The sequence below is a fragment of the Micromonospora sp. R77 genome, from assembly GCF_022747945.1.
GTDB lineage: Bacteria > Actinomycetota > Actinomycetes > Mycobacteriales > Micromonosporaceae > Micromonospora.
In genome coordinates, this window is record NZ_JALDST010000001.1 from 2,770,885 (window position 1) to 2,794,347 (window position 23,463).

The window sequence follows — 23,463 nt, forward strand, 5'->3', positions numbered from 1 at the left end:
AGGAGCAGATGCAGCTCGGCCTGGTAGGACTCGGCCGGATGGGCGGCAACATGCGCGAACGGTTGCGCGCCGCCGGGCACGAGGTGGTGGGCTACGACCGCGATCCGCAGCTGAGCGACGTGGCGAGTCTGGCCGAACTGGCCGAGAAGCTCGAGGCGCCGCGTGCGGTGTGGGTCATGGTTCCGGCCGGCGTCACCGACGCCACCATCGACGAACTCGCCGGGGTGCTCGGCGAGGGCGACCTCATCGTCGACGGCGGCAACTCGCGGTTCAGCGACGACGGCCCGCGCGCCGAGCGGCTGAACGAACAGGGCATCGGCTACCTCGACGCCGGGGTCTCCGGCGGCGTCTGGGGCAAGCAGAACGGCTACGCCCTGATGGTCGGCGGCGCCCAGGAGCACGTCGAGCGGCTGATGCCGATCTTCGAGGCGCTCAAGCCGGCGGGCGAGTTCGGGTTCGTGCACGCCGGCCCGGTCGGCGCCGGCCACTACGCGAAGATGGTGCACAACGGCATCGAGTACGGCCTGATGCACGCCTACGCCGAGGGCTACGAGCTGCTGTCGAAGTCCGAGCTGGTGACGAACGTGCCCGGCGTCTTCAAATCCTGGCGCGAGGGCACCGTGGTCCGCTCCTGGCTGCTCGACCTGCTGGACCGGGCCCTCGACGAGGACCCGGAACTGGCCGAGCTGAGCAGCTACACCGAGGACACCGGCGAGGGCCGCTGGACGGTCGACGAGGCGGTCCGGCTGGCCGTCCCGCTGAACGTCATCACCGCCTCCCTCTTCGCCCGGTTCGCCTCGCGGCAGGACGAGTCGCCCGCCATGAAGGCTGTCGCCGCGCTGCGCCAGCAGTTCGGCGGGCACGCCGTCCACAAGCGCTGAGCGGTATCCACAACCTGTGTACGTCCGCCGGCTCGAACTGGTCGACTTCCGCTCCTACGAGCGGGTCGGCGTCGACCTCGACCCCGGTCCGAACGTGCTCATCGGCGCCAACGGCGTCGGCAAGACCAACCTGGTCGAGGCGTTGGGCTACGTGGCGACCCTGGACTCCCACCGGGTCGCCACGGACGCCCCCCTCGTCCGGCTGGGTGCCGCCTCGGCGGTGATCCGCTGCGCGGTGGTGCACGACAGCCGGGAACTGCTGATCGAGCTGGAGATCGTCCCGGGCAAGGCCAACCGGGCCCGACTGGGACGATCCCCCGCCCGCCGGGCCCGGGACGTGCTCGGCGCCCTGCGGCTGGTGCTCTTCGCCCCGGAGGACCTGGAACTCGTCCGTGGCGACCCGGCCGAGCGCCGCCGCTACCTCGACGACCTGCTCGTCACCCGCCAGCCCCGGTACGCCGGCGTGCGCGCCGACTACGAGCGGGTGATCAAGCAGCGCAACGCCCTGCTGCGGACCGCGTACCTGGCCCGGAAGACGGGCGGGTCGCGGGGTGGGGACCTGTCGACCCTCGCGGTCTGGGACGCCCACCTCGCGCAGCACGGCGCGGAACTGCTCGCCGGCCGGCTGGAACTCGTCGCCGCGCTGACCCCGCACGTCGCGAAGGCGTACGACGCGGTGGCGGCCGGGAAGGGCGCGGCGGGGATCGCGTACCGGCCGTCGGTGGAGCTGCCCGACCCGACGGTGGACCGGGCCACGCTGGTCGAGGCGTTGACCACCGCGCTGGCCGAGTCCCGGTCGGCGGAGATCGAACGCGGCACCACCCTGGTCGGTCCGCACCGGGACGACCTGGCGCTCACCCTGGGCCCGCTGCCCGCCAAGGGGTACGCCAGCCACGGCGAGTCCTGGTCGTACGCGCTGGCCCTGCGCCTGGCCGCGTACGACCTGCTGCGCGCCGACGGGATCGAACCGGTGCTGGTCCTCGACGACGTCTTCGCCGAGCTGGACGCCGGTCGCCGGGAGCGGCTGGCCGGACTGGTCGGCGGGGCGAGTCAACTGCTGGTGACCTGCGCGGTGGACGACGACGTGCCGGCGGCCCTGCGCGGCGCCCGGTACGAGGTCGGCGAGGGGACGGTACGCCGTGTCGGATGAACCCCTGCTCCCGCCGGCCCGGCTCGGGCCGGGACGCGGTGAACGTACCCCTGCTGCCGGAACGGGCGGCGGCGCGGAACGGACCGGTGGCCGGCGCGCGGTCGATGCCGGCGCGCCGGGCGGAGCGGCCGGCAGGGACGCCGCGGCCGGCGGACCTGCCGCAGCGGGTGGCGACGCCGCGGCGGGCGCGGCCGGGCCGGAGCTGGCCCGGGCGGTGCTGGACGCGGCGAAGGCGCGGCGGCAGGCGGCGGCCCAGAACCGCAGGCGCAGCGCGGTCGGTAACGAGGGCGGCGGCGAGCGGCGGCTGCGCGGCTATTCCGGCCCGGGCCCCGATCCGCGCGATCCGCAGTTGCTCGGGGCGGTCCTGGAGCGGCTGGTCAAGGCGCGCGGCTGGCAGCAGCCGGCCGCCGAGGCGACCGTCTTCGGCGCCTGGGAGCGGGTGGTCGGCGCGGAGGTGGCGCAGAACAGCCGCCCGGTGAAGCTGGAGAACGGCGAGCTGACCGTGGAGGCCCGGTCCACCGCGTGGGCCACCCAGCTGCGGCTGCTGGCCGGCTCGCTGCTCAAGCAGATCGCCAGCGAGGTGGGCCACAACGTGGTCCGCAAGCTGCACATCCACGGACCGGCCGCACCGTCCTGGTCGCGGGGGCCGCGACGGGTGCGGGGCCGCGGACCGCGCGACACCTACGGCTGACCCGGCCGCCGCCGCTCCCGGCGCGATCCGGCCGGCAGCGGCGGCCGGCGGTCAGGCGTCGGCGTAGACGGCGAAGCCCCGGTCCGCGCAGCGTCGGTAGAAGGCGGCCAGCACGCTCAGCTCGGCGCAGGTGAAGTTCCACTGCGGTGGGTCGCCGCTCTCGTCGCGCAGCCCGTCGAGCCGGCTGTCCAGCCAGCGCAGCTGCTGCTCGGCCAGACGCCCGTCGCCCAGCAGCGAGCGCAGCACCTCGCTGACGGACTCGAACGTCACGGCCTCACCGAACGGCCGGTGCTGGACGACGAACTTCTCCACCCCACCGGCGATCCAGGCGCAACCGTCCGGGTCGATCACCGGATCCTCGTCCTCCGCCGCCGCCTCAGTGGCGTAGAGCACATTTTCCAGGCCGAGGATCAGGTCCACCAGTTCCGTGTACGCGGTCGCCCGCACCGTGCCCGTCTTCGCGATCAGTTCGGCGAGCGCCGCGGTGGGCGCCGAGATCCGCGGCATGTCGACGATCTCGCCGAAGTCCACGAACTCGGCCGGTGCGACCGGGTCGTAGAAGCGGCCGGTACGCGGCCAGTGCACCGCCACATTGTCCAGCCCCATCTGGCGTCACCTCTTACAGCACGTTGTCGGACCGGTCGGGTCGATCGTCCCGGTTCGACCCGGGAAAGATCAAGACCGGCGGCGGTGGGCGCCGCAAAGGTACGGCACACCGGCGTTCGACGCGACCCCCGAGGGGCCGTGCCGGGGTGTCGATCCGGTGCCCGGCCAGGCCCGGGGATCACGAGCGGTCGGAACGCGTCTGACGCCGCACCGCTACCGGAAGCCCTCCGTGGCGTGTAGGGGGAGTCGCAGACAGCAGGATTCGGGCCGCTACGGAGTTCTCAGACGCCTTGCGGGGGTGCCGAGTGGCGGTTCTGTCGTGCGCGCACAGTAAGATTGGACGCGAGACGACGACCCGACACGGAGCGACGGACACGGGCCCCCCAGGGCCCTTGATCATTGTACCGGGTCAGGTCCCGCCGATCGCGATCCGCGGGCAACCGCGGCGACCGGCGTACGAGATCCGTGACCTGGAGTTCCGGGCCGGTCCGTGCGCCGACGTCGCGTCCTGTCCGCCGAACCCGCGCCCCCGCGCCTCGGCGCGGTCGGCGCGAGAAAGTGGCCGAGGGTGGCAGCGCAGGACAAGCAGGAGTACGGCGCCGAGTCGATCACCGTTCTCGAGGGGCTGGAGGCCGTCCGGAAGCGGCCCGGTATGTACATCGGGTCCACCGGCGAGCGCGGCCTGCACCACCTCGTGTGGGAGGTCGTGGACAACGCGGTGGACGAGGCGATAGCCGGCTACTGCGACACCATCGACGTGGTGCTGCTGGCCGACGGCGGCGTCCGGGTCACCGACAACGGCCGTGGCTTCCCGGTCGACCTGCACCCGAAGCTGAAGAAGCCGGGTGTCGAGGTCGCGCTGACCGTGCTGCACGCGGGCGGCAAGTTCGACGGCAAGGCGTACGCGGTCTCCGGCGGTCTGCACGGCGTCGGCGTCTCCGTGGTGAACGCCCTCTCCACCAGGATGGCCGTGGAGATCCAGAAGTCCGGCTTCTACTGGCGGCAGCAGTACGACCACTCCAAGCCGACCCCGCTGGAGAAGGGCGAGCCGACGGACGGGACCGGTTCGGCGGTCTCCTTCTGGCCCGACCCGGACGTCTTCGAGACCGTCGAGTTCGACTTCCAGACGATCTACCGCCGGCTCCAGGAGATGGCCTTCCTGACCCGCGGCCTCACCATCCACCTGCTCGACGAGCGGGTCCCGGAGGGCGAGGAGGGCAAGCTCCGCGAGGTCACCTTCCACTACGAGGGCGGCATCGCCGACTTCGTCCGGCACCTCAACGCCTCGAAGAACCCGATCCACAAGACCGTGGTCGAGTTCGGCGCCGAGGAGGAGGGCATGTCGCTCGAGATCGCCATGCAGTGGAACGAGTCGTACGGCGAGTCGGTCTACACCTTCGCCAACAACATCAACACCCACGAGGGCGGCACCCACGAGGAGGGCTTCCGGTCCGCGCTGACCAGCGTCGTCAACCGCTACGGCGCGGAGAAGAAGCTGCTCAAGGGCGACGAGAAGCTCTCCGGCGAGGACATCCGCGAGGGCCTGGCGGCGATCATCTCGGTCAAGCTGACCAACCCGCAGTTCGAGGGTCAGACCAAGACCAAGCTGGGCAACACCCCGGTCAAGAGCTTCGTGCAGCGGGTCTGCAACGACCGGCTGGTCGACTGGTTCGACCGGAATCCGGCCGAGGCCAAGACGATCATCCAGAAGGCGTCCCAGGCGGCCCGGGCCCGGATCGCCGCGCAGCAGGCGCGGAAGCTGGCCCGGCGCAAGTCGCTGCTGGAGTCCGGGTCGATGCCGGGCAAGCTGGCCGACTGCCAGTCCACCGACCCGCGCGAGTCCGAGGTCTTCATCGTCGAGGGCGACTCGGCGGGCGGCTCGGCGAAGCAGGGGCGCGACCCACGGGTCCAGGCGATCCTGCCGATCCGCGGCAAGATCCTCAACGTGGAGAAGGCCCGGATCGACCGGGTGCTGAAGAACAACGAGGTCCAGGCGCTGATCACCGCCCTGGGCACCGGCATCCACGACGACTTCGACATCGAGAAGCTGCGCTACCACAAGATCGTGCTGATGGCCGACGCCGACGTCGACGGCCAGCACATCCAGACGCTCCTGCTCACCCTGCTGTTCCGCTTCATGCGGCCGCTGGTCGAGCTGGGCCACGTCTACCTGGCAGCCCCGCCGCTCTACAAGATCAAGTGGAACAAGAAGGGCGACGACGCCCAGTACGCGTACTCGGACCGGGAGCGGGACGGGCTGATCGCGCTGCGCCAGCAGAAGAAGCCCAACGCCAAGCCGGACGACATCCAGCGGTTCAAGGGTCTCGGCGAGATGAACTATCCCGAGCTGTGGGAGACCACGATGAACCCGGCCACCCGTACGCTGCGCCAGGTCACCCTCGACGACGCGGCAACCGCGGACGAGCTGTTCAGCGTGCTGATGGGTGAGGACGTCGAGGCGCGCCGTTCGTTCATCCAGCGCAACGCCAAGGACGTTCGGTTCCTCGACATCTGACGGTCCGCCCGGGCCGGCGGTGCAGCCACCGGCCGGCCCGACGGTCCACAGAGTTATCCACAGCTTGGCCGCTTTCCACAGCGGTTATCCACAGCACGAAAACGACTCTGAGTCTGATAAGGGTTAACAGTGACCGATACTCCCGAGTCCACCCCGAGCGAGCCGGAGAACCCGGAGACCATCGCCGCCGTCGTACAGCACGACCGGATCGAACCGGTCGGGCTCGAGGTGGAGATGCAGCGCTCCTACCTCGACTACGCGATGAGCGTCATCGTCGGGCGGGCGCTGCCGGACGTCCGGGACGGGCTCAAGCCGGTCCACCGCAAGATCCTCTATGCCATGTACGACTCCGGCTACCGGCCGGACCGGGGCTACGTGAAGTGCTCCCGGGTCGTCGGCGACGTGATGGGTCAGTTCCACCCGCACGGCGACTCGGCGATCTATGACGCGCTGGTCCGGATGGCACAGACCTGGTCGCTGCGCTACCCGCTGGTCGACGGCAACGGCAACTTCGGCTCGCCCGGCAACGATCCGGCTGCCGCGATGCGCTACACGGAGTGCAAGCTCGACCCGCTGGCGATGGAGATGCTGCGGGACATCGACGAGGACACCGTCGACCTGCAGGACAACTACGACGGTCGGGCCAAGGAGCCGACGATCCTGCCGTCCCGGATCCCGAACCTGCTGGTCAACGGGTCCGAGGGCATCGCGGTCGGCATGGCCACCAAGATCCCGCCGCACAACCTGCGCGAGATCGGCGCGGCGGTGCAGTGGTGCCTGGAGAACCCGGACGTCGACGAGGCGACCACCCTCGAGGCGCTGCTGGAGATCGTCAAGGGTCCGGACTTCCCGACCTACGGTCTGATCGTGGGCCAGTCGGCGATCCAGGACGCGTACCGGACCGGGCGTGGCTCGATCCGGATGCGCGCGGTGGTGGAGGTCGAGGAGGACAAGCGGGGACGTCCCGCGCTGGTGGTCAGCGAGCTGCCCTACCAGGTCAACCCGGACAACCTCGCCGAGCGGATCGCCGAGCTGATCAAGGAGGGCAAGCTCGCCGGCATCGCCGACATCCGGGACGAGTCCTCCGGGCGTACCGGCATGCGGATCGTGCTGGTGCTCAAGCGCGACGCGGTCGCCAAGGTGGTGCTGAACAACCTCTACAAGCACACCCAGCTCCAGGAGACGTTCGGCGCCAACATGCTGGCCCTGGTCGACGGGGTGCCGCGGACGCTCAACCTGGCCCAGTTCATCCGCTACTACGTCGAGCACCAGATCAACGTGATCCGCCGGCGGACCGCGTTCCGGCTGCGCAAGGCGGAGGAGCGGGCGCACATCCTGCGCGGTCTGGCCAAGGCGCTGGACGCCCTCGACGAGGTCATCGCGCTGATCCGGCGTTCGCCGACGGTGGAGGACGCCCGGCAGGGCCTGATCCGGCTGCTGGAGATCGACGAGATCCAGGCGACCGCGATCCTGGACATGCAGCTGCGCCGCCTGGCCGCCCTGGAGCGGCAGCGGATCATCGACGACCTCACCAAGCTCGAGATCGAGATCGCCGACCTGAAGGACATCCTGGCCAAGCCGGAGCGGCAGCGGAAGATCGTCTCCGAGGAGCTCGGCGAGATCGTCGCGAAGTGGGGCGACGAGCGGCGTACGAAGATCATCCCGTTCGACGGCGAGGTCTCGATGGAGGACCTGATCGCCCGCGAGGACGTGGTCGTCACCATCACCCGCACCGGGTACGCCAAGCGCACCAAGGTCGACCTCTACCGCTCGCAGCGGCGGGGCGGCAAGGGCGTCAGCGGGGCGACGCTCCGGCAGGACGACATCGTCAGCCACTTCTTCGTATGCTCTACCCACGACTGGATGCTGTTCTTCACGAACAAGGGTCGGGTCTACCGGGCCAAGGCGTACGAGCTTCCCGAGGCCAGTAGGGTGGCCAAGGGCCAGCACGTGGCCAACCTGCTCGCCTTCCAAGCAGACGAGCAGATCGCCCAGATCATCGAAATCCCGAACTACCAGGTCGCTCCCTACCTGGTACTGGCCACGAAGAACGGCCTGGTGAAGAAGACGCGGCTCGAGGAGTTCGACTCCAACCGGTCCGGCGGAATCATCGCGATCAACCTGCGCGATGAGGACGAGCTGGTCGGTGCTGCCCTGGTGGGCCCGGAGGACGATCTGCTGCTGGTCTCCAAGAACGCCCAGGCGATCCGCTTCAACGCCACCGACGAGGCGCTGCGGCCGATGGGCCGGGCCACCTCGGGTGTGATCGGCATGCGGTTCAGCGAGGACGACGTCCTGCTGGCGATGGAGGTCGTCCGGGAGGGCCTGGACGTGCTGGTCGCCACGAACGGGGGATATGCGAAACGTACCCCGATCGAGGAATACCCGGTCCAGGGCCGGGGAGGTAAGGGCGTGCTGACTGCGAAGATCACCGAGCGACGCGGTGGTCTGGTCGGCGCGGTGGTGATCGATCCGGACGACGAGTTGTTCGCGATCACCAGTAACGGTGGTGTCATCCGGACTCCGGTGAAGCCTGTACGCCGTACGCGTGACCGGAACACAATGGGGGTCAAGCTGATGGACCTCCCGGACGGCGTGACTATCGTGGCGATTGCTCGCAATGCCGACGAGCCTGACGAACAGGACTAGTTGATGACGGAGACACAGGCGAAGTCGGGGAACAAGGGGACCTCGGCCAACCCGGTCGACGAGGAGGCCGCAAAGGGCGGCACACCAGCGACCGGCCGCGCGGCCGTGGGCCGGGCCACCGTCCCCGCCGACGCGCCTGCCCCGAAGTTCACCCGGGCCCCCGGCATGGTGCCGCCGCCGGAGACACCGGGTGAGGAATCGGGGGCGAGCGACGAGTCGCCCGACAAGACGCGGATCGACGCGCCGACCTCCGCCGACGGCCTGGCCGCCCCGGCCGTGTCCGCGGCGAAGCCGGCGACCACCCAGCCCGTCAAGGCCGGGGCTGCCACCCGGCCGTCGAGCGGCACCACGGGCACCCAGCCCCGGGTGACCGGTGCCGGGACCGCCGCCGCTCCGTCGGCGGACGGTGCCCGCCCGGCCGGGGGCGCCCGCGAACGGTGGGGGCCTGCCGCCGGGGATCAGCGGCGCGGCGGCCGTCGGGGCCGCCCGCGTGGGTGAGGCGGTACGCGCTGCGCGTACCTCGGTCAGCTCGGCGGCGTCCCGCGGGCCGCGCCGGGCCCGGCTGAACCTCAAGCGGATCGACCCGTGGTCGGTGATGAAGTTCGCCTTCGCGGTCTCGGTGGTGCTCTTCATCGTCGTGGTCGTCGCCACCTCGGTGCTCTATCTCGCCCTGGACGCGATGGGCGTGTTCAAGAGTGTCAACGACAGCCTGACCGACCTGGTGAGCGCCGGCGGTGGGCAGGGTGCCAACGGCTTCCGGATCACCGCCAAGGGCGTGATTCTCAGCTCGGCGCTGATCGGCCTGGTCAACGTGGTGCTCTTCACCGCGCTGGCCACCCTCGGCGCGTTCGTCTACAACGTCTGCGCCGACCTGGTCGGCGGGATCGAGCTGACGCTCGCCGAGCGGGACTGAACTGATCCTCCGACACCGGGGCACCGCGTAAAGCGGTCGCCCCGGTGTCGCGTATCCGGGTAGGTTCGACTCGTGCGGGCGAGGGGTTCGCCACGGCCACCCCGATTTGGGGGCGGACGAGGCGATGGGTTAACCTTGCTCGTCGCCAACGCGGGGCTATAGCTCAGTCGGTTAGAGCGCAGAGCTGATAACTCTGAGGTCGCTGGTTCGATTCCAGCTAGCCCCACCGCACATCGTCCGACGGTAGTCGAGCGCGAGGGGTCGCCCCAATGTTCAAGAAGCTGCTGATCCTGGCCGGCATCGTCGGAGTGGCCGCCGTCGTGGCCAAGAAGGTCAAGTCGTCGAACGACGAGCGCGCCCTGTGGCACGAGGCGACCACCGCCCCCGACCTGCGCTGAGCGTCCGCCAGCACCGGGCGGCTCCGTCCGCCTTTCGGGGCCCTAGCTCAACTGGCAGAGCACTGCCTTTGCAAGGCAGGGGTTAGGGGTTCGAGTCCCCTGGGCTCCACCAGCACTTCCACCGGTTGACCTCGGTCCCGAGTACAGCCAAGCGGTCACGCCGTCCCCTCCTCGCCCAGCACCCGGTCGATGGCCGAGGCAGCCTGACGAGCCCGCGCCGGCAGGACGTGCCCGTAGGTGTCGGCCGTCATGCGGATCGTGGAGTGCCCGAGCAGCTCCATCACCGTTCGCAGCTCCTCGCCCTGGTCGAGCAGGAACGTGGCGAACGCGTGCCGCAGGTCGTGCAGGTGCAGCCACTCCAGCCCGGCCGCCGCGCGGAGCTGGTCGAAGCGCCGGTTGACGTTCCGCGGCTCCATCCCGGTGCCGATGGTGCTGGCGAAGACCAGGCCCAGATCCGTCCACAGCTCACCGGCCGCGAGCCGTTCCTTGGCCTGGCGTACCCGCTGTGCCTCCAACGCCCGAACGGCCAGAGCCGACAGCGGCAGAGGACGACTCGACCGGTGCGTCTTCGGTGGCACGAACTCCAACCCGTGATCCGTCCGCTGGAGCGTCTGCCGAACGAACTGCGCCCGTCTCGGCAGGTCCACGTCCGACCACCGGAGACCCAACAGCTCAGCCCGCCGCAGCCCGGTCGCCAGCGTCAGGACGAACAGCGATTCGAGCCGGTCCCCGGTCAGGGCCGACAGCAACGTCTTGGCTTCCTCAGGCGTCAACGCGCGCCGTTCGGTCCGGCCGAGAGCCGGCGGCTTGGCGGCCTTGGCGACGTTGCGCGGCACCAGGTCCATCCGTTCAGCGTCGGCCAGGGCGACGCGCAGGACGGCGTGCACCTTGATGATGCCGGCCGGCGCGAGCTTGCCCCGGAGTCCGGTCAGGAACCGCTGCACGTCCCGAGGCGTCAACCGATCAAGGCGGCCCGCAAGCGGGCCGCGCCGGCCCGGCCCGGCCTGCTGGCGACCTCCGGCCGGCATCGGCCGGGCCGGCCGGCAATGCTTTGGAACGACCAGACCATGAAGACCTCGGGGCTCCGCCCCGAACCCCGACCCTCCTCAGAGATGCCGCCGCGGCTCACCTCGCCGGGCACCACAAGGGCTACCCGCCTCCCCGGACGGGGGCCAGGTCGTTCGTCCGGCAGGGCGCTCCACCTGGCCCCCGTCCGGGGAGGCTGGACGGTCTGACGACTGCCCGACGAGGAGATCCGCTGAAGCGAGCATGCCGTTGACCCCGCTGTCACCCGCAGGGGGGAGAACGCCGGGGTCAGGTACCGGTTGGGGCAACGCCGATCTCGCCGCGCAGTCGGGGTAGCCACTGAAATTCAGGCATGTAAAGATCACGCCGTGCTCACCCCGTCAACATTCCCGCCTGTCCCCGTCGTGTGGGGCTTTGTGCTTTTCGGCATCACTGGCATAGCTCTAGGCATCGGAATAATCGTCACGCGGCGTGTCCCGTGGCTATTTCAGGAGGGACTCGTCTTCAAGAGCCGACAGTCGCCACCCCGACCGACTCGTACAGGCGGCTCCGTCGCCCTGGGCGGTGGCGCCGTCGTCCTGTATACGTCAGCGTGGTTTCCATCGGTGCCGCATCCGGTCGCAGTAGCGCTGACCGCAGCGTCTTTTGTCACCGGTGCGGCCGGCGTGGCCTGGAAGAGGTTTGTGAAGCGCTAGCAGCCAAGTCGGCTAGATCGACCACTCCCATGTTGACAGTTTGGGAGCCACCGGGGCGGACTGGACCGAACGGGACGGGACCGATCGAGTTGCCGAGCGCTTGAGGACCAGGACCAGGCGGACGGCATCGGTCCCGAGTACAGCCAAGCGGTCACGCCGTCCCCTCCCGCCCTGGTCGAGCAGGCACGTGGCGAAGGCGTACCGCAGGTCACGCGGGTGCAGTCAGTCCGATCCGGCTGCCAGGGCTCGGTTGCGTAGTCTCGCACGGTGACTGCGATGAAGCCTGACGTGACCGTCATCGACAAGATCGCCTGGATTCGGCTGGAGGACGGCGCGATCCTGAGTTCCCGCTCACGGGGCAAGGACGTCTACTACATTCCCGGCGGCAAGCGTGAACCGGGTGAGAGCGACATGGCCACCCTGACTCGTGAGATCCGGGAAGAACTGAGCGTCAGCATCGCTGTCGACACCGCCGAACACGTTGGGACCTTCGACGCTCAGGCTCACGGACACCCTGACGGCACGATCGTGCGAATGACCTGCTATTCCGCCGACTACCAAGGCACGCTGCAGCCGGCCAGTGAGATCGAGGAGATCGTCTGGTTGACCCACGCCGACCGCCACCGCGTCTCCCCAGTCGACCAGATCATCTTCGACCACCTACACCAGACGGCCCGTCTTCGTTGACCAGTGATCCTGGCCAACTACGGGCTTGACGTACAGCCGAACCGGTTGACAGACAGCAGCGGGAACCGACGGCAGTCGACATATCGAGCAGGCCCGGCTGCCGCTTACAGCTGCTCGAAGAGCCCGCGGCTAGCCACCCGCGCCGGCACCTGGGCCAACTCCCCACGGCGAGGCGGCCGGAGACGGGTCGGAGCCGGTGCTTGCGGTCTCCTCGATCGGCCACGGCACGGGATCGGGACCTGGACGGTGGGGCTGCGCCCAGAGGAAGAGGCCGAGCAATCCACACGTCGCCACCACGGAGATCAGCAGGATCACGACGACTGTCACCACGGCGGTCCGAATGCCCCCGCGACGAGCCTCCAGCGTCCCGCTCTCACCAGCGCCCATGGCAGGAGGGTAGGGGTCCAGGGTGCGGGTGCCAATGGCCGACCAGCCATCCGCGATCTTCTTCTGATCCCAAGGCAGCCACGGGCCTCCGTCAGGCGGCACCGACAAGAAGGTGGTCCGTGGGACCGTAGTCGATCTTCCAATCGGCGTGGACGCCCAACGTGCCGTCCCGGGTGCAACGCAGCGCCGCCGATCACCCCCGAGGGGGAAGGCGCACCCTCCACACGGGGAGGTCCCCCGCATCGATCCTTCCTACCGTGAACGGCATGCGGAAAGGTGAAGGGCGGGAGGGCGCGGTGTCGCCCGGCTCGGTGGTCGGCACAACGGCGGGAGTGGCCGACCCGTACGCGACGACGGAGACCAACCGGTCGAGAGTCGGGCGTGTTGCTGCGTACGGCGCAGCGGTGGCCATGACGCCGTACTTCGTCATGAAGATCTTCTGGACCATGGACGGGCTGCGTGGCGGAGGTCTGCACGAAGGAGCCTGGAGCCACCTCGACTGGGCGGTCGTCAATGGACTGACGGTGGTCATGTCCGGGCTCGCCATGCTGCTCGGTCTCGCGCTCGCGCAGCTCTGGGGGCTGCGGGTGCCGGCCTGGCTGATGCTGCTCCCGGCCTGGATCGGCATGGGTTTCCTGGTGCCGGTGATCCCGCTCATCCCGGTTCTGGCGCTGATCACGGAGACCGGCGGCACCACCGGCGAAGCGCCCATGAGTGCCGGGGAGACGGCTCTGCTGTCCGTGTCGTTCGCCGGGTTCGCGCTCGGGGTGGCGATCGCCGCCCCGGTCTACGCCGCACGGCGCTGGCCTGAGGCGTTCTCCGGCGGGGCTGTCTCGCGGCTGGGCCTGCGGGTCACCATGGCGCGGCTGGCGGCGGCGCTCTGCGTCGCGCTCGGCCTGCCGCAGCTGTTCTGGGCGTTGGGCGGGACGTTCGGCCTGAACGGGGCGACCCTCGCCGGTCGCGACGTGCGGTGGCACCTGCTGACCGCCAACGGTGCGGTGTGGGCGCTGTGTGCCGCCGCCGGGTTGTGGCGGTTGACCCGCCGGGTGAGCCGGGCGACCCTGCTGTTGTCGTGGTTGGCCTCCGGTTTCCTGTTCGCGTGGGGGTCGTGGAAGGCCACTTTCTCCTTCGCGGTGGCGCCCGAGTCCCCGTCACCGGAGCAGCCGTGGGTGTCGACCCTGGAGAACCACTTCGGTGCGGTCGCCGGGCTGCTGATCCTTGTCGTGGTGCTGCTCACGGTGGCCGAACGCCGGCCGCCCACCGGCGTGCTCCCGGCTCAGAGTGGGCCGAGCGCCGACAGCAGCAGCCGGGCGACGGCTGCCGGCCGGGTGACCATCGCCAGGTGATCGGCGTCCATGCCTCGGACCAGATATCCGTGCTCTTCCGCCTGTTCCGCAGTGGCCCGGTAGGCGGCGCTGAGCTGGAGGTAGACCCGCCTGGCGGCGTGCCACGCCGCGCCCGCCTCGGGCAGCACCTCGGACACGATCGTCCACGGGAGTTCGGGCAGGCCGGCCAGGACCTGGTGCCGCCGGCCGGGGTCGGGCAGGAGTTCGTCGAGGGAGAGGTCCGGGAACCAGGTATCCCACGAGGGCAGCCGGCCCGACCCGGCCATCCCACGCAACCAGGCGGCCCGCTCCGGGTCGAGCGAGCCGATCCAGCTCGTGCCGGGATGTGGCAGGCGGGCGTCCAGGAAGACGACGTCCAGCCGGTCGCCGCCGATCGCGTCGGCGATGCCGGGCAGGTAGGCGCCGGCGCGGCTGTGGCCGATGACGACGGTGGGCGTACCGGGGGCGATGCCGGCGGCGGCTGCCGCGCAGACCGCCGCGTGGAAGGACGGCGCCTCGACCAGGGGGCGGAGGTCCGGCACGCAGACGCGCCACCCGGCCGCTTCGAGGTGCGGTCGGAGGGCGTCCCACGTCGCCGAGGTGAGCAGCGGACTGTGGACGAGGAGCATCGTCGGTTCGCCGGGCACGTCTGCCATCCTGCCGGCGGTCCGTACCGGGCCGGTCGCGGTCAGCGTCGGGCGTCGGCCAGCACCTCGGCGAGCGCGTGGGACGTCTGGCGGATCATCCCCGGGTTGGTGTCCCAGTAGTAGGACATCGCCATCACCGCCTGGAGGAGCGCCCAGCCGCGACCCCGCAGCCACGACGCGTCGTCCACGGCCAACTCGGCGCGGAACCGTCGCCTGCTGTCGCCCGTGAAGACGTTCCACGCCGGTTGCAGGTCGCACGCCGGGTCGCCGACGTTGAGGCCACCGAAGTCGATGACCGCGGAGAGCCGGCCGTCGACCACGAGCAGGTTGCCGGGCAGCAGGTCACCGTGCACCCACACCTCTTGAGCGTCCCAGACCGGGGCGTCCAGGGACTGCTGCCAGGCACGCAGCGTTGCGGGCCCGTCGATCCGGTCGCCGAGCTTCGCCACCGCCCGGCGTACCGCGTCGTCGAACTCCGTCAGCGGCCCGCCCCGCTTGCCGGGTGGCCGGGCGTACGCGCCGGTGGTGTCGACGCGACGCAGCGCGACGATGAACGCGGCCAGGTCCACGGCGGCCCGGTCCAGGTCGTCGAGGGTGCCGTTGGCGTTCTCACCGGGCAGCCACTCGTAGACCGACCAGGTGAAGGGGTAGCCCTCGGCGGGGTCGCCCAGCGCCAGCGGCACCGGCAGGGCCAGCGGGAGGTGGGGGGCCAGCCGGGGCAGCCACTCCGCCTCCCGGGCGGCCTGCTCGGTTGCCCAGCCGATGCGGGGCAGCCGGACGGCGAGCTGCTCGCCGAGCCGGTAGATGTCGTGGTCGGTCCCGTAGGACTCGACCAGCCGCACCGGCAGCCCGGCCCACCGGGGGAACTGTGCGGCGAGCAGCCGGTGGACGAGCGCGTCGTCCGTCTCGACCTCGTCGGCGTGCATCCTGACGCGACCCATGCCGGCCATCCTGGGCCGGCCACCGCCGGCCGGCAACCGACTTACCCACGGCCGGTCACGCCGTACCGCCGACCCGTGGCGCCGGTCCGCCGCCGGCAGGCTAGCGTCGGGGCGTGAGCACCGGATCCCCGCGCGTCCTGCCCGCCGACAGCGGCGTCGCCGAAGCCGCCGCCGTCCTGCGTACGGGAGGGTTGGTCGCCTTCCCCACCGAGACGGTGTACGGGCTCGGTGCGAACGCGCTCGACGCCCGGGCCGCCGCGCGGATCTTCGAGGCGAAGGCGCGGCCCAGCTTCGACCCGCTGATCACCCACCTGGCCGACGCGGCGGACCTGACGGAGCTGGTCGGCCCGGTCCCGCCGGCGGTGGCGGCGCTGGTCGAGCGGTTCTGGCCCGGCCCGCTGACCCTGATCGTGGACCGGCCGGCGGTCATCCCGCCGATCGTCACCTCCGGGCTGGACACCATGGCGGTCCGGGTGCCGGACGAGCCGTCCGCGCGGGCGCTGATCGCCGCCGCCGGGGTGCCGGTCGCCGCGCCCAGCGCCAACCGGTTCGGGCAGCTCAGCCCGACCCGGGCCGAGCACGTGGTGGCCGGGCTGGGAGACGCGGTGGACGTGGTGCTCGACGGAGGGCCGACGCGGTGCGGCATCGAGTCGACGATCGTGGACGCGCGCGGTGAGCGGCCGGTGGTGCTGCGGCTGGGCGCGCTGCCGGTGGAGGCCCTGGTCGAGGCGGTCGGCCCGGTCACCGTAAGGCCGGGCAGTTCGGGTCAGCCGGTGGCGCCGGGGACGTTGGCGGCGCACTACGCACCGCGTACCCCCCTGGTGTTGGGGGCGGCGGGGCCGGCGGCCGGCGAAGGCGGCCGACGCGGCTTCCTCGCCTTCCGGGACCGCCCGGCGGACGGCTGGGCCGCGGTCGAGGTGCTCTCGCCGGAGGGTGACCTGACGGCGGCGGCCGCGCGGCTCTTCGACGCCCTGCACCGGCTCGACGCCGCCGGGGTGACCGAGATCGTCGCCGAGCCGGTGCCCGACGAGGGGGTCGGTCGGGCGATCAACGACCGGCTGCGGCGCGCGGCGGCCACCTGGCACTGACCGGGCTCACCGCAGTTCGGTGGCGATCCGGTCGACGTCGGCGCTCAGCTCGGCATAGCCGGCCGCGGTCAGCCTGCCGCCGCGCCGCAGCTCGGCGAGCTTGTCCCGCAGCTTCTTGAGCTGGTCCGCGGCCCGTTTCGGGTCGCCGTTGGCGGTCTCCTTGGCGATCGCGTCCACCTTGGCGTGCAGGTCCTTCGCCGCGTCCGGGTTGAGTTGGCCCGTGGCGACCTGCTCCTGGATGGACAGCCGGATCGCCACGATCGGGTCCGCGGGCGGTGCCGGCGTGCGGGACGTGGGCGGCGGGCTCGGCGTCCGGCTGGTCGGGGACGGTGTGGTGGGGGTGGACGTCCGGGGCGCCGGGGTGGTCGGGGCGACGGTGACCGGCACCACCGGTGCGGCCGGTGCCGGTGCCGTGGCCGTGGCGGCCGGGGTGGGCGCGACGGTGGGCTCGGCGACCGGCGATCCGGTGTCGCGGTCCAGCAGGGTCACGCCGGCGAGCGCCAGCAGCACGACGCCCGGCACGGCGACCGCCGCCAGCGCGAGGCGGCGGCGGTGCCGGCGGACCGGCGGCTCGCCGGATCCGCCGGCCGGCGATGTGCGCTCCCCGGCCGCGGGCGGCCCCGCCGGCACCGGGACGGCGGAGGAACCCGCCGCCGGCAGCAGCGCCGCGAGCCGGTCCCGCACCGCGGCGGCGTCGGTGGGCCGGGCCGCCGGGTCCTTCGCCAGCAGCTCCGCCACCAGGGCGTCCAGTTCCACCGGTACGTCGGCGCGACGGTCCCGCAGCGGCGGTGGTGGTTCGTTGACGTGCTGGTGCAGCACGCTCAGCGGGTCGCCCGCGAACGGTGGGCTGCCGGCCAGCATCGCGTAGAGGGTGCAGCCCAGGCCGTACAGGTCGGTGCGGGCGTCGACCGGCCGGCCCAGGGCCTGCTCGGGGGACATGTACGAGCTGGTGCCCAGCTTGGTCGCCGGACCGGTGAGGGTGTTCTGGCCGGCCGTCCGGGGGAGGCGGGCGATGCCGAAGTCGCAGATCTTCACGGTGCCGGCCGGGGTGACGATCAGATTGCCGGGCTTGACGTCCCGGTGCACCACCCCGGCGGCGTGCGCGGCGGCGATCCCGTCGCAGGCCTGCCCGGCGATCGACAGCGCCCGGTCGACGGGGAGCGGCCCGTCGGCCATCAACTGCGCCACCGTACGGCCCTCCACCAGCTCCATGACCAGGTAGGAGTCGTCCTGTTCGGTGCCGAAGTCGTAGACCGCGACGATGTGCGGGTGGCTCAGTCGGGCCGCCGTACGGGCCTCGCGGTCGAAGCGTTCGGCGGCCTGCGGCTCACCGAGGCCGGCCTCGGTGAGCACCTTTATCGCGACCGGGCGGTCGAGCCGCAGGTCACGCCCCCGCCACACCTCACCCATGCCGCCGGTGCCCAGCAGCTCCTCGGACTGGTAGCGGCCATCCAGCAGACGTCTCAGCACGACGTCACTCTTTCCAGTCGCGGCCCCCGCTACACGGGCTCACGGGTGGCACGGTCCGTCCGGCGCCCGCCGGGCGGGGGTCTGCGGACCGGTCGTCGGGAGTTGCTCGCCGTGGACCATCCCCCACGTCAGTGGGCGGGCGGCCGGATGCCGGCGCTCCGGGTGCCACCGCTGAGCAGGGTGAACCCACCGATCCGCAGTACGGTCGTGGCGGTGCCCACGAAGGTCACCTCGGGTACGTCGCCGGCCATCCCTGAGCCCTACCCCGCAGCGCCGTCCTCGACCGGGGGCCCGCCCGGCACGGTGCGGTCGACGAGGCGGGTGAGGGCACCGTTGGCGAGGGTGGCGCCGAGCGCCGAGCCGGCGGCGATGCCCCAACCCACCGGACCCAGCGGCGTGCAGCCGAAGAACTGGCTGACCCCCGGGGTCTGCACCACCGCGACCAGCACCCCGACAGAGGCGGCGGTGGAGGCGAGCACGGTGGGGCTGGTCCCGCCGGCCAGCACGGTCTGCCCGAGCTGGGTGCCGACCAGCGAGGCCAGGGCGACCGTGCCGGCCCGCCGCCGCCGACCGGTGTACCGGGCGAGCGTCCAGCCGGCGGTCGCGCCCAGCGTGGTGGCGGCGGCCCGCAACGCGATCTCCCGGGTCATCGTCTCGCCGAGCGAGGTGTCCGGGCCCTCCCGCAGCAGGTGGTCGGCACCGTCGGCGGCGGGCGGCCGGACCGCGATGGCCAGCGCCGGGGCCAGGTCGGTGAGCAGGTTGACCAGGAGCAACTGCCGGCCGGTCAGCGCGGACCGGCCGGTCGAGGCGGCGGAGAGCACACTGAACGCGATCTCACCGAGGTTGCCGCCGACGAGGATGCTCAGCGCGTGCCGTACGGAGGACCACATGGCCCGCCCCTCGACGAGGGTGGCGATGATGGTCTCCAGCCGGTCGTCGGTGACCACCAGGTCGGCGGCGGCCCGCGCGGCCGGGGTACCCCGCTGGCCGAGGGCGATACCCACGTCGGCCAGCCGGATCGCCGGTGCGTCGTTGGCACCGTCGCCGGTCATCGCCACCGTCCGGCCGCACTTCTGCAGCGCCTGGATGATCCTCACCTTGTGGGCCGGGGTGCAGCGGGCCACCACGTCGGTGTGGGCGAGCCGCTCGGCGAGGGCGTCGTCGTCGAGCCGGTCGAGGTCGGTCGCGGTGACCACCCGCTGCGCGCCGTGGTCGGGGCTGATGGTGGCGGCGATCGCCTCGGCGGTGGCCGGATGGTCCCCGGTGATCATGATGGTGTGCACGCCGGCCTGCCGGATCCGCCGGACCGCCGGGGCGGCGCTCTCCCGCACCCCGTCGGCCAGCGCCAGGAAACCGACGAAGACCAGTCCGCGTACCTCGTCGTCGGTCACCTCCTCGGTGCCGATCCGGCACTCCGCCACGGCGAGGATGCGGTGCCCGGCACCGGCCCGCTCGGCGAGCATCGCGTGCAGCGCCGCCCGGCCGCCGTCGTCCAGCGGCTCGTCGCCCGCCCCGGTACGCCGGGCCGCGCAGCGCGGCAGCACCGTCTCGGGTGCCCCCTTCACGCTGAGCAGCAGCCCGTCGGCGTCGCACCCGACGGTGGCGTGGTAGCCCCGGGACGGTTCGAAGGGCAGCCCGCCCAGCGCCGTCCAGCCGGTCGCGCCGGTCTGCTCGGTCACGTCGGCCACGGCCGCGCCGCGTCGTACCGCCCGGTCGGTGTGCTGGGGCAGTTGGTCCGGGTCGGCCGCCGCGGGGGTGGCGCGCAGCGCCGTCGCCAGCGTCGACCGGAGCGGTTCGTCCAGCCGGTCCGGTGGGTCGTACCGGTGACCGTCGCCGTCGCCCACCCCGGCCAGCAGCAGCTTCCCCTCGGTGAGGGTGCCGGTCTTGTCGAAGCAGAGCACGTCGACCCGGCCCAGCGCCTCGATGGTGCGCGGGTTGCGGACCAGGGCGCCGTGTTCGGCCAGCCGCCGGGCCGCCGCCAGCTGGGCGGCGCTGACCAGGAACGGCAGCCCTTCCGGCACGGACGCGACGGCCAGGTTCGCGGCGGTCGCGGCCGTCTCCGCCAGGGGTACGCCCCGCAGCAGCCCCGCCCCGGCCACCGCGATCGCCGAGCCGGCCGCCAGGGGTACGGCCGCGCTGGTCAGCTTGCCGAGCCGGGCCTCCACCCCGCTGGCCGGGGGCGCCTGCCGGGCCAGGGCGAGGCTCCGGCCCGACTCGGTCTCCGGTCCGGTCGCCACCACGACGGCGGTGCCGTGTCCGGCGGCGACGGTGGTGCCCTCGTAGAGCATGGAGCGTCGGTCGGCGACGGCGGCGGCCACCACCGGTTCGTCGGTCTTGGCGACCGGCAGCGACTCACCGGTCAGTGACGACTCGTCGGTCTCCAGCCCGTCGGCGCCGAGCACCCGGCAGTCGGCCGGGATCGCATCGCCCGGACCGACCGTGATCACGTCCCCGGGCACCAGGTCCTCCGCCGCGAGCACCTGTTCCGCGCCGTCGCGGAGCACCCGCGCGGTCACCGCCGAGCGGGACAGCAACTCCGCCAGGGACCGTTCCGTGTTGCGCTGGTGCACCGCGCCGACCAGGGCCGAGCCGCCCACCACCCCGCCGACCAGGGCGGCGTCGACCAGTGAGCCGAAGGCGGCGGAGAGCACCGCCCCGGCGGCGAGCACCGGGGTGAGCGGGTTGGCCAACTCGTCGAGGAAGGCCCGGAGCAGCCCGGCCGGGCCGGTGCCGTCGCCGGTCACCACGCACCGGCGGCGGGTCGCCTCGGCGTCGCTCAGTCCCTGCGGCCCCGTGTCGAGTTGCCGCAGCACGGTCTCCACCGGCATCAGATGCCACGCGGTGAGCGCCGGTACGGGGGTGGCGCTCCGGTCCGGCAGCCGGCGGGCCCGCCACACCCCGTGCGCGAAGGCGAGCGCGGCGGCACCGTTCACCGCGATCAGTGACCGCCCGGGAAGCTGGCGGGGGTCGGCGGTGAACGCCCCGAGCGCGCCGAGTCCGCTGCCGGCCATCGCGATCCGGATGTTCTGCTCGGTCATCCGGCGGGCCACGCCGGTCGCCTCGATCAGCAGGGCGGGCACCCGCAGGTCGGTGCCGACCAGCAGGTGGGCGCCCCACGGCGGCAGGTCCTCGTCGTCGGCCACGCCCAGTCCGCAGTCGGCGGCGGCGAGCGCCGCCCGATCGCCGGAGACCACCATCACCACGGCCCCGTCGCGTTGCAGGGCGCGGACGGACTCGGCGAGCCGGTCGCCGCCGGGCAGGAGGGCGTCGGCGAAGCCGTACCGGCCGTCGTCGTCGCCGGCCACCACCAGCCGCAGGCCGGCCCGGCGGGCGGCGGTCGGCAGGGTTTCCACACCGGGGGCGGGTTCCGGCTCCACCCGCAGCAGCGCGGCGAGCCGACCGCCCTCGGCCAGGCCCAGCAGGGTGCCGCCGGTCTCCCGGAGCCGCCGGCTCTCCTCGGTGTCGCCCGGGTCGTCGGCGTCGACCCGGTCCAGCGGGCCGAGTCGCCAGCCGTCGGCGCGCTGCAACCGGTCCGGGGCGGCCGGGTCGAAGAGCGCGAAGGCCTGCGCGGCCACCCGGCCGGTGTCCGCGCCCGGCAGCGGGGCCAGGTCGGCCAGTACGCCCCGGTCGGAGCCGAGGACCGCCGCGTCCAGCACCACGGTGTCGATCCGGTCGAGTTCCCGCAGCACGCTGCGGTCCATCGCGATGACGCCCCGCCGGGCCAGGATCCGGCCGAGCTGGGCGGCGTATCCCTCGCGCCCGCTGCCGGGTGCCTTGGGCAGGCTGGCGAGCGCCAGCGCGGCGGCGCGTTTCGGGCCGACCACCGGCAGGGCCGCCGCCCCCGCCGCCGCCCCGAGGGGAAGCACCCGCTGGATGTACCGCTCGACCGGCCCGTCCGGCTTCGGGGTGGGGCGTTCGCCGTCGGGCACCCGGGCCACCGCCCGGTCCGGGTCGCCGGTCAACCGTGGTTCGGCCTTCGACCAGGCGGTGAGCTGGGCGCGCGCCTCGCCCCACTGCACGATGCGCTGCGCGCCGTCCAGCACGATGCCGGCCCAGCCGCCGGTGAGGCCCTGCACCACCGCCTCGGCGAGGGGGAAGAGCACCTCGGCGCGCGGGTCGGCGCGCAGTCCCCGGCCGGCGAGGTGGTGCAGCTTCGGGTGCAGGTCGATCGCGCCGAGCAGGCCGGCCACCTCGCCCGGCACCGGGGTGAAGGGCAGGATCCGGGTGGCCGCCGAGATGGTCAGGCCGAGCGCGTCGGAGGCCAGGCCGCCCAGGGTGCGGGGCGTCCGGGGCCCTTCCTCGGGCGGGTGCGGGGGTGGGATGTCCGGGTCGGGCTCGTGCGGGCAGACCCGTTCGGTGCGGGCGACCGTGGCGATCAGGTCGCGCAGCGGCGGCTCGGGCTCCTCGACGGCCACCACCACCCGGCCGGAGGGCGCGTTGACCCGGGCCCAGGTCACCCCGGGGATCCGTTCGAGCGCCTGTTCGACCTGGCGGGCCAGCCGGTCGCCGCCGTCCTGGCAGACGCCGTGCACCTCGATGTGGTGCCGGCCGTCGCGGGACCAGACCCGTCGGCGGGTCAACCCGGCGACCCGGGCCAGCCGTGCGGCGGCGGCGCCCACGCTCCGCGCGGCGTCGCCGACGGGCTCGGGCACGGCGGCCCGGGCGGTGCCGCCGAGGGCCGCCCCGCCGGTCCGGGCCGCGTCCGGCACTGCCGACGCCGCGTGCCGCGCCGCATCCGGTAGGGCCGTGGCGACACTCCGGGCCGCCTCCGGCACGGCGGCGGCGACGGTACGGGCCGCGTGCGCCACCACCTCCGGCACGCCGAGCGGCGGCAGCAGGCGACCGGCGGCCCGGCCCAGCAGCGTCATCGAGGGGTACGGCCGAACCGCCGGCCACGCTCCCCGGTGCCACCGTCGTGCCCGCCGTACGCCATCTCGCCTCCCACGCCTCGTCCCGGCGGCCTGGCTTCCCGGCACCGCGTCCGTTATGCCACCGCAGGTGGCGGAAGTTTCCGGTGCGTGCCGAGGCATGGACGGCGTCCCCGGTGGAATGCGTCCGGACGTCGATGGCCGTTGGCGGAGACGGGGAACCGGGGAGGCCGGGATGAGCACGTTGACGCGACACCTCAGCGGGGCGCACGAGACGATCCGGACGTACAGCCGGCGGGTGGAGATCCCGCTGCTCGGCGAGGTGGCGGTGCCGCCGCCGGACAAGGTGGCCTACTACGCGGGGCTGGGGGTGCTGGCCGCGCTCCAGGTCATCGAGTGGCCGCTGGCCCTGGTCGTTACGGCCGGGCACCTGCTGGCCGACCAGCACATGTCGGGACTGGTGAAGGGGGTGGGCGAGGCGTTGGAGTCGGCGTGACGAGACCGGGCTCACGGTTGACCTCAATCC

Annotated in this window: 17 protein-coding genes, 2 tRNA genes and 1 pseudogene; 13 read left to right on the forward strand and 7 right to left on the reverse strand. The window is 72.6% G+C overall.

Going from position 1 to position 23,463, the window contains the following annotated elements; all coding sequences use genetic code 11:
• Positions 1 to 8 precede the first annotated feature (8 nt).
• The 3 genes from gnd to MRQ36_RS12810 are packed head-to-tail and all read left to right on the forward strand — an operon-like array spanning position 9 to position 2,722.
• Positions 9 to 881, forward strand: a complete 873-nt coding sequence (gnd, locus tag MRQ36_RS12800; protein ID WP_242795331.1) for a phosphogluconate dehydrogenase (NAD(+)-dependent, decarboxylating) — start codon at positions 9 to 11, stop codon at positions 879 to 881.
• Between the two features lie 16 nt (positions 882 to 897).
• Positions 898 to 2,031: a DNA replication/repair protein RecF gene (gene recF / locus MRQ36_RS12805; protein WP_242795333.1), complete on the forward strand. Its 1,134-nt coding sequence runs from the start codon at positions 898 to 900 to the stop codon at positions 2,029 to 2,031.
• The gene (locus MRQ36_RS12810; RefSeq protein ID WP_242795335.1) at positions 2,021 to 2,722 is read left to right on the forward strand and encodes a DUF721 domain-containing protein; all 702 of its coding nucleotides are present in this window, start codon (positions 2,021 to 2,023) and stop codon (positions 2,720 to 2,722) included. Before recF ends, MRQ36_RS12810 begins: the two co-directional genes overlap by 11 nt.
• A 51-nt stretch (positions 2,723 to 2,773) precedes the next feature.
• On the opposite strand, the gene MRQ36_RS12815 is transcribed toward MRQ36_RS12810, so the two are convergent.
• Positions 2,774 to 3,328 (reverse strand): hypothetical protein, encoded by a 555-nt coding sequence (locus tag MRQ36_RS12815; RefSeq protein WP_242795337.1) that lies wholly within the window; start codon positions 3,326 to 3,328, stop codon positions 2,774 to 2,776.
• Between the two features lie 568 nt (positions 3,329 to 3,896).
• Here MRQ36_RS12815 and gyrB point away from each other — a divergent pair.
• From gyrB to MRQ36_RS12845, 6 genes and pseudogenes are all read left to right on the forward strand, one after another.
• Entirely contained in the window at positions 3,897 to 5,843 is a 1,947-nt protein-coding gene (gyrB, locus tag MRQ36_RS12820) for a DNA topoisomerase (ATP-hydrolyzing) subunit B (RefSeq protein ID WP_242795340.1), read from the forward strand.
• 129 nt (positions 5,844 to 5,972) lie between these two features.
• A complete protein-coding gene (gene gyrA / locus MRQ36_RS12825) occupies positions 5,973 to 8,492 on the forward strand; it encodes a DNA gyrase subunit A (protein ID WP_242795343.1) in 2,520 nt (839 codons plus the stop codon).
• Positions 8,493 to 8,495: 3 nt separating this feature from the next.
• Positions 8,496 to 9,405: pseudogene (locus tag MRQ36_RS12830) on the forward strand (DUF3566 domain-containing protein).
• 152 nt (positions 9,406 to 9,557) lie between these two features.
• Positions 9,558 to 9,631, forward strand: a tRNA-Ile gene (locus tag MRQ36_RS12835).
• Positions 9,632 to 9,674: 43 nt separating this feature from the next.
• Positions 9,675 to 9,803, forward strand: a complete 129-nt coding sequence (locus tag MRQ36_RS12840) for a DLW-39 family protein (RefSeq protein WP_217428834.1) — start codon at positions 9,675 to 9,677, stop codon at positions 9,801 to 9,803.
• A 36-nt stretch (positions 9,804 to 9,839) separates the two neighbouring features.
• Positions 9,840 to 9,915: transfer RNA gene (locus MRQ36_RS12845), tRNA-Ala, on the forward strand.
• Between the two features lie 43 nt (positions 9,916 to 9,958).
• Here the strand turns inward: MRQ36_RS12845 and MRQ36_RS12850 are convergent.
• Positions 9,959 to 10,762 carry a site-specific integrase gene (locus MRQ36_RS12850; protein WP_242795345.1) on the reverse strand — a complete coding sequence of 268 codons (804 nt, stop codon included), beginning with the start codon at positions 10,760 to 10,762 and terminating at the stop codon, positions 9,959 to 9,961.
• Between the two features lie 1,050 nt (positions 10,763 to 11,812).
• On the opposite strand from MRQ36_RS12850, the gene MRQ36_RS12855 reads away from it, so the two are divergent.
• Together MRQ36_RS12855 and MRQ36_RS12860 are read left to right on the forward strand one after the other, a co-directional pair.
• Positions 11,813 to 12,211, forward strand: a complete 399-nt coding sequence (locus tag MRQ36_RS12855; RefSeq protein WP_242801067.1) for an NUDIX domain-containing protein — start codon at positions 11,813 to 11,815, stop codon at positions 12,209 to 12,211.
• A 653-nt stretch (positions 12,212 to 12,864) separates the two neighbouring features.
• Positions 12,865 to 13,944 (forward strand): hypothetical protein, encoded by a 1,080-nt coding sequence (locus tag MRQ36_RS12860; protein ID WP_242795349.1) that lies wholly within the window; start codon positions 12,865 to 12,867, stop codon positions 13,942 to 13,944.
• Here the strand turns inward: MRQ36_RS12860 and MRQ36_RS12865 are convergent.
• Both MRQ36_RS12865 and MRQ36_RS12870 read right to left on the reverse strand, forming a co-directional pair.
• Positions 13,875 to 14,570, reverse strand: a complete 696-nt coding sequence (locus MRQ36_RS12865) for an alpha/beta fold hydrolase (protein ID WP_242795352.1) — start codon at positions 14,568 to 14,570, stop codon at positions 13,875 to 13,877. The genes MRQ36_RS12860 and MRQ36_RS12865 overlap by 70 nt on opposite strands.
• A 41-nt stretch (positions 14,571 to 14,611) precedes the next feature.
• Positions 14,612 to 15,511 (reverse strand): aminoglycoside phosphotransferase family protein, encoded by a 900-nt coding sequence (locus tag MRQ36_RS12870; protein WP_242795355.1) that lies wholly within the window; start codon positions 15,509 to 15,511, stop codon positions 14,612 to 14,614.
• Positions 15,512 to 15,648: 137 nt separating this feature from the next.
• Here MRQ36_RS12870 and MRQ36_RS12875 point away from each other — a divergent pair, with 137 nt between their 5' ends.
• Complete coding sequence (locus MRQ36_RS12875; RefSeq protein ID WP_242801069.1) at positions 15,649 to 16,599, forward strand: L-threonylcarbamoyladenylate synthase; 951 nt, start codon at positions 15,649 to 15,651, stop codon at positions 16,597 to 16,599.
• Positions 16,600 to 16,605: 6 nt separating this feature from the next.
• Here MRQ36_RS12875 and MRQ36_RS12880 read toward each other — a convergent pair whose 3' ends face one another.
• The 3 genes from MRQ36_RS12880 to MRQ36_RS12885 form a co-directional block, all read right to left on the reverse strand.
• The gene (locus MRQ36_RS12880) at positions 16,606 to 18,069 is read right to left on the reverse strand and encodes a serine/threonine-protein kinase (protein ID WP_242795358.1); all 1,464 of its coding nucleotides are present in this window, start codon (positions 18,067 to 18,069) and stop codon (positions 16,606 to 16,608) included.
• 128 nt (positions 18,070 to 18,197) lie between these two features.
• Complete coding sequence (locus MRQ36_RS33260; RefSeq protein ID WP_278187493.1) at positions 18,198 to 18,320, reverse strand: hypothetical protein; 123 nt, start codon at positions 18,318 to 18,320, stop codon at positions 18,198 to 18,200.
• A gap of 9 nt (positions 18,321 to 18,329) precedes the next feature.
• Positions 18,330 to 22,937, reverse strand: coding sequence for an HAD-IC family P-type ATPase (locus MRQ36_RS12885; protein WP_242795361.1), 4,608 nt, complete (start codon positions 22,935 to 22,937; stop codon positions 18,330 to 18,332).
• A 181-nt stretch (positions 22,938 to 23,118) separates the two neighbouring features.
• Here MRQ36_RS12885 and MRQ36_RS12890 point away from each other — a divergent pair, with 181 nt between their 5' ends.
• Positions 23,119 to 23,433, forward strand: coding sequence for a hypothetical protein (locus MRQ36_RS12890; RefSeq protein ID WP_308194968.1), 315 nt, complete (start codon positions 23,119 to 23,121; stop codon positions 23,431 to 23,433).
• Positions 23,434 to 23,463 lie beyond the last annotated feature (30 nt).

Excerpts from the sequence above, each read along its gene's own strand:
- MRQ36_RS33260 (WP_278187493.1), bottom strand. The coding sequence starts at position 18,320 with ATGGCCGGCGACGTACCCGAGGTGACCTTCGTGGGCACCGCCACGACC.
- gnd (WP_242795331.1), top strand. The coding sequence starts at position 9 with ATGCAGCTCGGCCTGGTAGGACTCGGCCGGATGGGCGGCAACATGCGC.
- MRQ36_RS12840 (WP_217428834.1), top strand. The coding sequence starts at position 9,675 with ATGTTCAAGAAGCTGCTGATCCTGGCCGGCATCGTCGGAGTGGCCGCC.
- MRQ36_RS12860 (WP_242795349.1), top strand. The coding sequence starts at position 12,865 with ATGCGGAAAGGTGAAGGGCGGGAGGGCGCGGTGTCGCCCGGCTCGGTG.
- MRQ36_RS12890 (WP_308194968.1), top strand. The coding sequence starts at position 23,119 with ATGCGTCCGGACGTCGATGGCCGTTGGCGGAGACGGGGAACCGGGGAG.
- MRQ36_RS12885 (WP_242795361.1), bottom strand. The coding sequence starts at position 22,937 with ATGACGCTGCTGGGCCGGGCCGCCGGTCGCCTGCTGCCGCCGCTCGGC.
- MRQ36_RS12815 (WP_242795337.1), bottom strand. The coding sequence starts at position 3,328 with ATGGGGCTGGACAATGTGGCGGTGCACTGGCCGCGTACCGGCCGCTTC.
- MRQ36_RS12870 (WP_242795355.1), bottom strand. The coding sequence starts at position 15,511 with ATGGGTCGCGTCAGGATGCACGCCGACGAGGTCGAGACGGACGACGCG.